The organism is Micromonospora andamanensis (genome assembly GCF_016863495.1).
GTDB lineage: Bacteria > Actinomycetota > Actinomycetes > Mycobacteriales > Micromonosporaceae > Micromonospora > Micromonospora andamanensis.
This window is the reverse complement of sequence record NZ_BOOZ01000089.1, coordinates 1-11,624: the sequence shown is the minus strand read 5'-3', so window position 1 is coordinate 11,624 and position 11,624 is coordinate 1. Positions and strand designations below refer to the sequence as shown.

The 11,624-nt window shown below is 66.7% G+C and carries 10 protein-coding genes and 2 pseudogenes; 5 read left to right on the top strand and 7 right to left on the bottom strand.

Going from position 1 to position 11,624, the window contains the following annotated elements; all coding sequences use genetic code 11:
- Window positions 1-572: DUF2637 domain-containing protein (locus tag Van01_RS32260; protein ID WP_204015687.1), on the bottom strand; the 572-nt coding region annotated here is incomplete at its 3' end.
- A 1,064-nt stretch (window positions 573-1,636) separates the two neighbouring features.
- On the opposite strand from Van01_RS32260, the pseudogene Van01_RS33905 reads away from it, so the two are divergent.
- A pseudogene (locus Van01_RS33905) lies at window positions 1,637-1,813 on the top strand (integrase core domain-containing protein); the annotation flags it as partial.
- Window positions 1,814-2,051: 238 nt separating this feature from the next.
- Here the strand turns inward: Van01_RS33905 and Van01_RS32250 are convergent.
- The 4 genes from Van01_RS32250 to Van01_RS32235 all read right to left on the bottom strand — a co-directional run bounded on the left by Van01_RS32250 (window position 2,052) and on the right by Van01_RS32235 (window position 6,049).
- Window positions 2,052-3,470: a hypothetical protein gene (locus Van01_RS32250; RefSeq protein ID WP_204015685.1), complete on the bottom strand. Its 1,419-nt coding sequence runs from the start codon at window positions 3,468-3,470 to the stop codon at window positions 2,052-2,054.
- On the bottom strand, window positions 3,467-3,859 hold the full coding sequence (locus Van01_RS32245; RefSeq protein WP_204015683.1) for a hypothetical protein: 393 nt from the start codon (window positions 3,857-3,859) through the stop codon (window positions 3,467-3,469). The genes Van01_RS32250 and Van01_RS32245 overlap by 4 nt, the downstream gene beginning before the upstream one ends.
- A 121-nt stretch (window positions 3,860-3,980) precedes the next feature.
- The gene (locus Van01_RS32240; RefSeq protein ID WP_204015681.1) at window positions 3,981-4,841 is read right to left on the bottom strand and encodes an adenine nucleotide alpha hydrolase family protein; all 861 of its coding nucleotides are present in this window, start codon (window positions 4,839-4,841) and stop codon (window positions 3,981-3,983) included.
- Between the two features lie 35 nt (window positions 4,842-4,876).
- The gene (locus Van01_RS32235) at window positions 4,877-6,049 is read right to left on the bottom strand and encodes a transposase (RefSeq protein WP_239099432.1); all 1,173 of its coding nucleotides are present in this window, start codon (window positions 6,047-6,049) and stop codon (window positions 4,877-4,879) included.
- A gap of 87 nt (window positions 6,050-6,136) precedes the next feature.
- Here Van01_RS32235 and Van01_RS33690 point away from each other — a divergent pair.
- From Van01_RS33690 to Van01_RS32220, 3 genes and pseudogenes are all read left to right on the top strand, one after another.
- Window positions 6,137-6,406: pseudogene (locus tag Van01_RS33690) on the top strand (IS630 family transposase); the annotation flags it as partial.
- A gap of 256 nt (window positions 6,407-6,662) precedes the next feature.
- Window positions 6,663-7,457, top strand: coding sequence for a hypothetical protein (locus Van01_RS32225; protein WP_204015677.1), 795 nt, complete (start codon window positions 6,663-6,665; stop codon window positions 7,455-7,457).
- Between the two features lie 361 nt (window positions 7,458-7,818).
- Window positions 7,819-8,001, top strand: coding sequence for a hypothetical protein (locus Van01_RS32220; RefSeq protein ID WP_204015675.1), 183 nt, complete (start codon window positions 7,819-7,821; stop codon window positions 7,999-8,001).
- Window positions 8,002-8,204: 203 nt separating this feature from the next.
- Here the strand turns inward: Van01_RS32220 and Van01_RS32215 are convergent, their stop codons facing one another.
- A complete protein-coding gene (locus tag Van01_RS32215; protein ID WP_204015673.1) occupies window positions 8,205-9,176 on the bottom strand; it encodes a hypothetical protein in 972 nt (323 codons plus the stop codon).
- 94 nt (window positions 9,177-9,270) lie between these two features.
- Between Van01_RS32215 and Van01_RS32210 the strand changes: the two genes are divergently transcribed.
- Window positions 9,271-9,810, top strand: coding sequence for a hypothetical protein (locus Van01_RS32210; protein ID WP_204015671.1), 540 nt, complete (start codon window positions 9,271-9,273; stop codon window positions 9,808-9,810).
- A 570-nt stretch (window positions 9,811-10,380) separates the two neighbouring features.
- Here the strand turns inward: Van01_RS32210 and Van01_RS32205 are convergent.
- Complete coding sequence (locus tag Van01_RS32205; protein WP_204015668.1) at window positions 10,381-11,148, bottom strand: hypothetical protein; 768 nt, start codon at window positions 11,146-11,148, stop codon at window positions 10,381-10,383.
- Window positions 11,149-11,624: the final 476 nt, after the last annotated feature.

The following is an 11,624-nucleotide window of genomic DNA, read 5'->3' as shown; positions in this document are numbered from 1 at the left end:
TTAGACGCCTGCTCTGCAATCGCTGCCTTTCGCCGACCCCGGGGGGCACCCTTCGAGAATCCATCAGGTGCAGCCGTCGGGGCGATCGGTGTTGGCTCCGGCTGGTCGCCGCTGTTGGTGGCGCCAGTGGCGCCCTTGAATGGACCGGGCACGTCTCCGGATTGCGACTGCGTCGTGGATGCTGCCTGGATTCGGCCGCCCAGTTCCACCAGGCACACGGATGCGACGATCACGAGTCCGTCGACAGTGAGGGGTATGAGGTAGGGGCCCGCTCCGGTTTCGCCGTAGCGTGCGATGACGGCGACCATGTGCCAGTAGGACACCCAGGCTGCGATCCCCGCGATGATCGCCGTGGTGATGAGCCTGATGGCGGCCAGCGCGGGGCGGTGTACCGGAACGCGGGAGATCAGTTCGATCGTGAGCAGGAGAGCCAGGGGCGGCCAGGCCGCGATCGCTTGGCTGATCGGGTGCGGATCGGCGTGCAGGATGTTGGCGATGGTGGAGGCGATCACGCCGAGGGCGAGCGTGGCGCGTACGGCCCAGCGAATGGCCTTGAGTTGCTTGAGGGGCACGTCTTCGTCCTTCCGCTGTTGAGCCACACCTAGCTATATAATGCTACCCCCAAACCGTAGCTGCAAGCCCCCGACGTCGCGCGGACAGGTCCCCGCAACGAAGGCTCACCCCCACGTCGCTCGCTCAGGAGCATCATCAGGCGCGCCATCGCGCGCCTGCTCATGATTGTGCCGAGCAGGCGTTACCACCCCTGTCTCCACAGATTGCTGAGGGCGGGGGAGGGGGTGGTTAGTCGCCCGACTGGCAGGCGGCGGCATCGTCCTCCTGGCGCAGTCGTCTCATGAGGCGATACACCGTTTGGAGGCTGACCGGAGGGTCGAATTCCACGGACAGCAGGGCGGCGAGCTGCCGGGCGGTAGGTTTCGGCTCTCCTGCGGTTGTCACTGCTAGGACACGTCGAAGATCTGCGGTCGTCGGACGTCGGCCCGGCGGCCGGCCGCTGCTCGTGCGACGTTCGGTCGGGAAGCTCCAGGCGACGGCGTCACCCAGTCGCCACTGATAGGGCGCTTGTAGGGAGAGTGGACGAGGCAGATAGCCGGGGCGCCCGGCCAGCCAGTCGTCAAGGCTGAGCTTGACGTATGTCTTGATGGTCTCCAACGCTACGTCTCTCAGACGAGCGAAGTCGGACACCCCGATCACGCGCTCCGGATCCTCTACCTGCGGAGGTGGGGGAAGGGCCGGCCTGGACCTCTTGCGGTATGCGTCCAGGTCGTCCAGGGCGAACCAATCCTGACCGTCCAATCGCTCACCAAGGGGCTCAGGCCAGCCCGTCTGGCCGCGCTGCCCGGGGCTGGACTTAATCCGGACCGTGTTCAGCGGGATGCTCAGGTACTCGGCCGCGCCACGGCGGTTGGTAGCCCGGCGTCCACCGATGGTCCTGATCTCCACTCACTGCCTCCTCCCATCCCGGCACCATATTCAAGTCGAAGGGCGGATGCGACGTTGCGGCGCCCTGACTTCGATGGGTCTGCTGAGCGGGGCTTCCTGAGTCGGGTGCTGCTGGCACGGTGACTTCGCCGACGCCTGCCAACGGCACGGCACCCGCCGCTCGACGGGGCGGAGCGGCGTCGACAACGCCCTGGCCGAGTCGTTCTTCGCCACCCTCAAACGAGAGTTGGATGTCGACCACCGCCCCTGGGCCAACGGGGCCGACGCCCGCCGCGACGTCTTCCGATCGATTGCGCTCCACAACCACCGCCGACGCCACTCCGCGCTGGGCTACATCGGCCCCGCCGACTAGGAACGAACCCGCCACCGGCTACGCTGCACCAGATCGCGGCATAATCCGGTATCCACATCCCGGGGGAAGCTCAGGTTCTTGTCGATACGTAGGCTGCCAATACGGCCGATCGTCGGGAAACCGTCTGCGCTCGATGTAGCTCTGCAGTCGTACCCGTCTTTGCACTAGGTGGATGCGCCGATAGCCAGGCTGCTAAAGGCGAGCGGACCAGAACGCGAACGGGTGCGGCGCCGTCGGCTCACCGGCGCGCATGGTCGTGACGGCTCGGAGCTGGCGGAACCTGTTGCGCCGCCCGGTTTATCGCGCCTTTCGCCTGCTGGCTCGGTGCCGCGTTGGCGACCGCCGCAAAGGCGAGCTTGGCCAGGCGTGGTGCGGCGCGGGGTAGCTGCGACGGCGCCGATGCGAGTGCGGAGGCGCCCACAGCGGCGAGCGCTGACCTCAACCGGTAGACCTGCTCGTCGTCTGGCTGCGCAACGCACCATCGTGCAACAGCGTGGTACACGAGCGACCTGGGCATGCGTTCGAGTTCCCGGCGGCCGAGAAGGAAGAAGTGGCGGTTGCTAGCGGCCGTCTGGGTTGCCACACGCAGAACCTCCGACAGCGACGGGAGCACCACCGCCAGCTTGTCGATCGCTTCGAGTCGGAACCCACGGCTGGTGACATGGCCTGGTCGCGGTGGCCCCGGACGGACCCATCTTGTCACCAGATCAAGCTCACGAGCTGTCTGCGCTGCTGCCGGGCCCTGTGGGGGCGTGCCGTGTAGCTGACCGGCCGCGTGGGCCGCTGCGCTCCACGATCGCCAGTCCGCTCCAACAGCGCCGGGTGAGGCGAGTGCGCTGACCGCGAGTGCCGCTTGGGTCGCCTTGGCCAGGTGCATGACGCGCACCTCGCCGGGGTTGCGGTGCATCCAGTCTCGCGTCGCGACCAGCGAGCGCAGCGCCGACGCGCCATCGCTGATCGCCCGGCGACCTACCGGGACCGGTGGTGGCGGTTCCAGCAGGTGCAGCAGTGATGGAGCGTCGCCGGCGTCCGAGATCAGCTGGTGCACAACCTCGGTCAGGTAGCCGTTGCTGGTCCAGCGGGCCTCGTCCGCCACCTTCTCGAAAGCGCCGTACGCGAGTCGATGGCTGCCGGACAGCCACTCAGGTAGCCCTGCGTCGATGGCCAGCATGTCGGTGGTCAGTACGGCGATGTCGGCCAAGCCGGCTTTCCGCCCGGCACCGGCACGAATCGCCACGCCCTCCGGCGTCAGCGGCTCCCGGGCCGGCGGCGCGTGACCGGCCAGAATCTCCCCGGCCACCGCGATCGCCTCCGCCGCCGACTCCAGATGGCGCCCGACCCGGCAGATCGGGGCCGTGGCGCGGGCAGCCTGCCGGTCGGTCCGAGCCGCAGCGGTGAGTCCCAGGTAGAGCCGTGTCATGTGATCCCCCGCCTGCATCCGCAGAGCGACATCGACGGTTCCGCGGTCGATGTCGGCACGAGCCGGTCGGCCGCCGACGACCAGCTCCACGAGTTTGGCCAGCCGGGCATAGACCCGCTGCCGGGCCACGACGGTCGCGCCGACGTCATCGAGAGTGACCGCCGGATCGGACGGTAGGCGTGCTTGCGCGCGGCTGAGCTCGTCGTGCGCCCGCGACAGCCAGTTTCCGTACGTCACACCAGACCTCGCACCGCGGCGTTCAATCGCTCGGCTGTCGCGGCGTAGGCGAAGCGGCGCTGGGCCGACACCTCCGGCTGCTGACTCGTTTGGTCGTAGCCGTCCCCCAGCACGGAGACGAGGCGGAGGAGGGTCCGTTGCGTTGTGGTGGACGCGATCGAGGACCGCGTCGTGGTGACGGTGACGGCGATCGGTGCCGGTTCGGGGTACAGCTCGGCGAGCGTGGTGAGCAACTCGAACCCGAGCAGTGCCCACTGCTGGGAGGGCACATCCGGAGAGTCGAAGGCCAGACAGGCCAGGCGCAGGCCGGCTTGCGCCTCCGTGTCGTCGACGATTCCCCGTTCCTCCAGACGAGCGATGGCCTGCTGCAGCGCGGTGATGTAGTCCATTCCCGGATCCTTTCCACGGCCCAGAACTCTGTCCACAACGGCAGCGAAGCCCTGTGGATAACCGACCGAGGCGCGTCGCGTCCGCCCTCGGATGCTCGTACCGAGCAGTTGTCGGCGCTGGTCAAGTGAAGCAAGAGCTGTTGTCGCAGAGGCCGTCGCCAGGTTCAAGGTCGAGCCCTGGCAGGGTTTGCTGCGCTTCGGGGATCGCTTCGGCGAGAGGGCGGTTGTACCGCGACAGCCAGACCGGATCTCTGCCGAGCGTGCTCCGCCGCGCGTTCAGGAGAGTTTCCAGGTCGCAGGCCGAGTGGAAGAGGCTCGGCCGATCGCGCCGCATCTCGCCCCAGCCTCGGGGCGTCTTGAGAGGACAGAACCAGCACGCGGACTTGGGCGGAACCGGGAGTTTCGCCCTGGCGATAATGCCCGCACAGTCGTGGCGGCGTAGTGGAGGATCGTGGTCGAGCAGGGGGTACACCGGGATCTCGTACGGCATCGCCTGGCGTCTGTTGACCCGTTCGATCTCGTCCAGGCTGATGCCGATGCCCACCGTCGCCGGCCTGTCATGGCTCGCGCCGTGCTGCTTCAACCACTTCCCGATGACCTTGATCTTGAAATCCGCGGTACACGATCTGGTGCCGGGTGCGCCGTTCGACATGCGGACCGGGATGGGCAGGCTTCGGGATCCCTCGCGGGTGAGTCGGCCCCACAGGGTCTCTACGGTGCCGTCGCGGCGTGTGCGGTGCAGCTCGTGAATCTCGATGCCGTGCGCCGCCGCGTACGGCTTGGCGCACCGCTGGAGGTACTCCAGAGTTGCTGGGTCCTCGGAGTCGCGACCGGTGTTGGCGAAAAGGAATGTGGGAAAGCTGATCTTTCCGGTGGCGGCGAGAACCAGCAGCGCCGTCGACTGGACGCCGCCGCCATAGCTGACGACCCGCAGATCGCCTTGTTCAGTCGGGAAGGAGGGCCCGGCCGGTCTGTACTCCATACCCCGACGCTGCGAGGAAGGCGTTATCTGAGGCGTTACCGCCGGACGTCGTCCGTCATGTAGCGGCGTACGACATCTTGCAGGAGCCGATGTCCAGCGACACTGTCCAGCGACACGTCGTACGGCTCGGTGCCGTCGGCGCGTGCTAGCCCTTCGCCCAAAGTGTGGCACCGGGTGGTAACCCATTGGTGGCTGCAGTGACGCCGACGAGAGCCCAGCGGAGGGCCGCCGGTCGAGCTGCTCGTGCCGGCGGCTCCCTGTCCGGAAGGATGACGGCAACGGCTGGTAACGCCGTTGCCAGAACCGGTCGAGAAAACGATTCGCCGGGACCTGGTCGGTCCGAGCGAAGCGCGGGACCACTGCTTGAACGTTCGCTGCGTGCTCTGCTGTTCTCTCCGTCTGCCGATCTGGCCTCCCAGAACTGTTCCCTGCTCTACGACCAGGGCGAGAACAGGAGCGACTGTTCCTTGTTCCCCACTACTTTTGTTAACGGCGGCTGCTGAAAACTGGATCTGGATCTGGCCCACTTTTGTTGATCGAGATTGGTCCCTGGCAGCACCGACCCGGCTCACCGGGGCGAGGAGGACGCGCTTGCGGAGCAGGTCGAGCTTGGCGCGGCCGAACATCTGTCGTTTCAGCATCTTGATCTTGTTGACGTTGCCCTCTACGGTGCCCGAGCTGTAGGGCAGCGTCAGACCATTGCGGACCGCGTCGTAGTCCCGCTTCAGGCCAGCGGCGAAGGACTGCAGGTCATGCTGGTCGTCCGCCTCGACCGCCGCGATCCACGCGTCAAGACGCTCGCCGTGGCGGCCCGTGAGCATCTCGGCGAACGCGGTCACGTGGCCGGCGAGGGCGTTCAGGTGCGCGCAGCGGCCCCGGATGTCTCTGAGCTTGAGCTGTTCGTCGGTGTCGAGGCTGTCGGGGCGGCGCAGCAGCCAGCCGGTGATCTGCCGAACCTTGGGCGGCGCCACGGCGGTCGGCGCGGTGCCGTGGGCGCGGAACGGGCGCAGGTAACCGCGAAGGGTGCCGTAGCTGCCGCGATAGCCCAACGCGGTGATCTCCTGGTAGAGAGTGGTGGCGCAGGTGCATCCGGCGTTCCACCGTTGATGCAGGTAATCGGTGAATTCGTCCAGAATGGATGGCCGGCCACCGACCCTGGCCTTGCCCAGCAGGTCTTCCACGCTGGTGGCGCGGGCGAACCGGCGCACCGTCTCCCGGGCCAGGCCGAGCTCCCGACCAATGGCCTTGATGCCCTTCCCCGCAGCGAACAGGGCCTGTACCTGCTCGTATCGGACCGGAACAAGGTCGAACTCTGCCTGACCCCGACCAGCGCGTCGTGGGCGAACCCGATCGAAGCCCAGTTCGGACAGCTACGCACCTTCACCATGGCGAACTCGAACCATCCGAACCACACCATCCTGGCCCGTGAGACGCAGAAATACCTGCGCTGGCGCAACGCCAACGCCCGTCACCCCGACGTCCTGGCCGCCCAACGCCGAGAACGCGCCCGCGTCCGCAGCGAACGCCAACACCGCTGGGGCCGCCCCCGCACCAATGCCGCCTGACTAGTCAGACCCGGCGAACGTTCATGGACAACGCACTAGGCACGATATTCAATCCGGCTCCTGAGGCGGGAGCCTGGGAGCCTGGGAGCCAGCCACGTGGCCAGGTAGCCGTCGAGCTGTCCGTGTTCGAGACGACATGCTGGCACTGCCCGGCCGGGCGTGTAGCACGTTGATGGCGAGGTGTTGCCACCAGGGCAGGGCAGGCATGATTACCGCGGTCGGCCGAAGTCGGCTGTCTCCGAGCGATGGAGGGCTCGTGTCTGCTCCTGGCATTGGCGTCCACCCTGACCTGCCCACCACCTTCGTGCACTTCACGGGGCGGCCCCGTGGAGTAGGGGACAATCCGCCCGTATTCGCCGGGGAGATATTGGACGGGCGCGTTGGCGAGCTAGCCAGCGCGAGCGCTTGGCTGGCGCGCGCCTTTGCCGAGGCGGCGGGGGAGAAGGTCGACGCTGACTTCGGTGCCGAGGCACGGCTGGTCAGTATTCTGATCGCTGGCAAGCTCAACGGTGCGTCGGTGTTCGGAACCAGCGAGCCGGTGATCTGCTTCAGCGAGCCATCGGAGGCTGCACGGCGCATCATGCTGCGTGACGGTGTCGTGGCCAGCCGCGGTCCATACGCTCCTTGGGGCCTGTTGTTTCATCGTGCAGCCCTTATCGAGAGAGGTGTCCGGCCGGTGCTGTATCTGTCCACCGACGAACTGGACGCCACTGATGGCCTACCTACGAAGCTGCGGAACCGGCGTGTGCGGTACGACCCGGGTTCGGCTGACTGGCTGCACGAGCGCGAGTGGCGACTGTGCTTTGACGCGCAGGAACAGCCCGAGCTTCTGATCACGCCGGATCTCGTCGCCGGGGTGATCGTGGGCAGGCAGGGCTGGGTGCCACCACTCTTCACCACCACACAGACGCTTGCAGTCGGTCCAGGCGTGACCGTCGGACGCACCTGGTCCTCGCGCTCTGCGCATGGGCTCAACCGCTGGTGGTGGACGGGCGAAGACCTCGTAGAGGACGGCACCATCGACTTGGATTTCCCTGACTTTGGGGCGTGATGGCGGCAAGGTTCGAACCTGGCAAGTAGCAGGCAACATACAATCCGGCAGCTCGCCAACGCTGCCGCGCACCTGGGCACGCTGACACCGCTTCGGCACCGGTTTTCCGGCACAGGCACAGGCGCGGGTCGGGTCAGATTCGGTACGAGAGCAGCCGGGCGCGATGTGGCGAACTGCGGCTACCTGGCTTCGGAGCGAACATCTACCGACGCGAGACACAGGCGCTGACATAGGAATGCATAGAGTACGATCGCCCTCGGTAGTTCCCCATCCGAACACTTTCGGCGGTACCTCGGCGGCCCGTACGGTGGCGCCCCTCTACGGGCTCCCGTAGAGAGGTACTCCGACCGAAAGGTACGCGATGCCGGAACGACCGGAAGAACCGGACCAGCGCAAGTTTGCCTTGCTCGTTGAGGTGGCTCTCGGCTGCGAGATACTGTCCGCCCTGAACGGGCTGGCAGGCAGCGAGGAGACCCACCTCGCAGTGGGGCTCCTCGCGCTGTTCGGATGGCTCGCCGCGAGCTGCAACTCGCGCGAGTCGTAACTGCTCAACCCGGAGGGCATCGCCGTTGGCGGTGCCCTCCACCCTTTACGCTACCTAAAATAATAACACGCCATCGTGTTGTTCTATTTTGCGCGTCGCGTCGCGTCGTGAGCACCACTTCCGGTGGTAGCGCGTGTCCCAGCCTTGTCCGTGCACCAGGCGCGCGTCGGTCAAGAAGCCCCTCGTGCGCTCGTCCGGAGGTTCTATCGGCGCTGTCGGCCCAGGTGGGGCGGCAAGTCAACTCGTAGCATCTCCGCGAACTCTTTGCGTAGCGCAGGGAAGTCGACGGAATGCCCGGCCATCTGAGCGCAGAGGTCGGCGATGGGCCAGGCCGCGTAGTAGCCGAAGCGCACCGCGTAGATCGCCACCGTGTGCAGGGCGAACGTATCGGAGTAGTCCATCAGGGCGTAGCCGAGGAGCTGGTCGATATCGGAGCGCTCCAGCCCGGCGGCGCGGGTGCCGTCGGCCCGTGGTCTGCGCCCTTGGCTCGCCTTGAAGTCCACCAGGACGCCGCTGACGATCAAGTCGGCGTCAGCGCTGAGGTCGGCGCTGCCGTCGAACGTCATCCCCGTCGTCGCCGGCCCGGACGGCAGCGCCGGAAGTAGGTTCGTCCGGGCTAGGTCCCGCATTGCGACCAGGTCGGCGACCTCGTCGTCGTTGGCGAGCGCGAGCAGATCCGCCGCCCGGCTATTCACACCCAGACGCATCAACCGGGAGTTCTCTACAGACACGGCCCGGGACAGCTCCACGAGCAGCGCGAGCGCGTAACAGACTCGCGCCCACCACTCGTCCGGACGGGCGGCGAAGCGGGCCGGCTCCATCCGACCCACCGTCTGAGCCTGCTTGTCAGGCCCCTCGGTCGGCTCGACTGCCGCCTCCTTCCCGCCTAGCTCCAGCAGCAACTCCAGCCCGGCCCGCACGCACGGCGCGCGTTGCGACATCAACCCGGCCAGCGGCAGGTCCACCGACACGGCGCGGTCGACGAGCATTCGCAGCCACCAGTCGATAGCCGCGCCCTGCGTGCCCGAGGCCACCGCTGGCAACGGCAGAACCTGCGCTGGTCCGGCCCCGATTCGGAAGGCGGTCTGGATCTCCTTGTGCTGGGGGAACCTGGTGCGCAGCCAAACGGCTACCGGGCTCTTCGCGTCCTTCACCTCGTAGGTCAACGCAGACATAGCCGGAATGCTACTAATCGCTACCGACAAGAAACGCACGGTGGTCATGGTCTGTCTTCTCGACTCCGCACGGACGTCGGCGGACACTGGCCTGGTGACGACCTCCGCTGACGCGAATACCTGCCGGCTGCCGAACCTGTCGCTGCGCTTGGCCGAGGCGACCCGCAAGGTCGAAGAGGCCCTGGACGATTCCCCGGCACTCGTTCGGCTTGCCTATGCGTTCAACGGCTTCTACGTCGCACGGGTGGTGTCCGTGTTGCTCGACGCCGAAGCTGTGCCGCAGCGTGACGTCTTCGCTCTGGCCGAGCAGTGGTGCACGCAAGCCCTCGACGTTCTCTACGAAGTGGTTGAGAGCCGCTTGGTCCGCCGCTACTGCCCGACCCATGCTGCTGGCGAGGCGCTGCTGCGGGACATCACGACCGCTGGCCAGTTCGAGTTGAACGCCGCCAGCGACATCGACATCGACAGGATCGGTGACGAGATGATCGGCCTCGCGGATGCGCTACGTCGCCTCCTCAACGCTGTCGCAGCCGACGAAACCACCCTGCCGCACCTGCGCGGGGCGGCCCGAGCCGTCGTCCCAGCAGCGGAGAACATCTGGTCGCAGTACGGTGGCGACGGCGGCGGCTGGTAGCTACCGAAATCCACAACATAACCGGTCCAGAGTCGGCTGCCGTGATGGAGGTGCCCGGTAACACGCTGGCTGCCGCACGCGGTTCATCTTCCGAAGCGACAGGCGGCACGAGTACGGCCGGGATTGTGGATCTTGTCGACCAGCGGCATGCGGATGGCGTCGTGGCAGTTGCCGCCGGGCCGGCTTTGGCAACGGCCGGTAACGCGTTGCCAGAGCATGCCGTGGGAGCAACTTATGGGGGTGATGGCTGGTGATTGGCGATCACAGAGCGACGTCCTTCGCGAACCTGTTCGCCGGTGCTCCGCTGTTCCCTCCGACTGTGGGTTCAGGTGGGCCACAAAGCTGTTCCCCGGGGCCGACGCCAACGGGCAAACGAACCTGTTCCTCGACTCCGCTCCTCACCGGCAACGACACTCCGCCCTCGGCCCTACTACTCGATACTGATCGAGAGGGGGTGCGGGTGAAGAGCCATAGTGCCAGGCTCCCAGCCAGGGAACGCCGTCGAGGTAGCGGTCGGTAACGCCTGGAAACTCCCGGCCCGTTCACCGCGATGGAACGGCGCTGCCAGCGCTATAACAGGGCGGGGGGGTGTTTGGCTGTCTTGAGGAGACGCTGTGATCGCGCGTACAGCTCGTCACGGAGGTGTGCAGGCGGGCTGAACCCGTCTGCCTGCGAGATGAGGAACTGCTCGGCCACCTGCTTGCGCGCGGCAGGTGAGCTGGCCTGTTGATAAGCGGGGGTGGTCAGCAGTTCGGCGGCGAGGCCGTCGAGACGATCGGTGATCGAGGCGTACTGCGTCTGCGCCAGGACCTCAGCCCGGTCGCAAGCTTCGCGGATCGCGTCCCAGCGGACCCACTCGTGAGTATCCGGCGGCACCGCGAACCGGGCTACGCGCTGCCGGGCACCCATCTTCGCGGCCCGGAACTCCGGTGAGGCCAGCAGCGTGTTCGCCAGCTCGTCGGCGAGTCGTGCCCGTTCCTCACCGCTGAGCCGCTCCGGACCGTCGTCGAGGTTGCCGCGTGGAGCCGGGAACCGCGAGTACGCGCTGTTCTCTCTGTCCTGCCACTCGTAGTACCAGGGCGCTTCCTGTTCCCAGAAGTGAACAATGCCGTTCGCCGCGAACGCGACGGAGACACGACCGATGTTGCCGCGGTGCTTGAGGAGGTGCTCCGGCGGGTTCTCAGCCGCGTCATCGTGTTCCGGCTCAAAGGGCTCTGCCTTGAGGTACAGCACGCCGCCGCCGAGCTTTTCGGCGAGCGAGAGGAACCCGGGTAGATCCAAAGTGCCCGGCTGGATGCAGACTTCTGAGCCGGTGTCGTGCTCGGGTACCGCAGGCACCAACGTCATCGACGTCCGAGCTGCGAACTCCGTGACAGCAGTCGACAACTGTGCGAGTTCGTCCATGACCAGAATGTAATGTCCGGCTATGACACTCCTCAGGCGGGCACAGTGTGTTGAGGGATCCTTCGCTCTCGCCGGATGCGAGGGCGGGCGGCGGTCTGGGGAAGATCGGATGATCGTTACTCCGCCACGCGATCCTGGGAGTGGTGGAGTTTGACGCGTTGGACGGACGCGTCGGTCCTGGGTTGCCGAAAGCTTGTGAGTTGGATCTCAAAAGGGGAGGGGCGCTGGTTGTTGATCTCCAGCGCCCCTCCCCGGCCGGATCGCCGTGACATCTCACAACCGTCTCACGGACTGCTCGGCAAGGTCCGGAGTGGGCTGTCACGACCCGGACTCTGACCTTGCCGCTGACCTGCGCGTCCGGCACTATCCGGCACTGTCCGGCGGGCCTCAGCGGGCCGGCTAGTTCACTG

Excerpts from the sequence above, each read along its gene's own strand:
- Van01_RS32245 (WP_204015683.1), bottom strand. The coding sequence starts at position 3,859 with ATGGACTACATCACCGCGCTGCAGCAGGCCATCGCTCGTCTGGAGGAA.
- Van01_RS32240 (WP_204015681.1), bottom strand. The coding sequence starts at position 4,841 with ATGGAGTACAGACCGGCCGGGCCCTCCTTCCCGACTGAACAAGGCGAT.
- Van01_RS32220 (WP_204015675.1), top strand. The coding sequence starts at position 7,819 with ATGCCGGAACGACCGGAAGAACCGGACCAGCGCAAGTTTGCCTTGCTC.
- Van01_RS32215 (WP_204015673.1), bottom strand. The coding sequence starts at position 9,176 with ATGTCTGCGTTGACCTACGAGGTGAAGGACGCGAAGAGCCCGGTAGCC.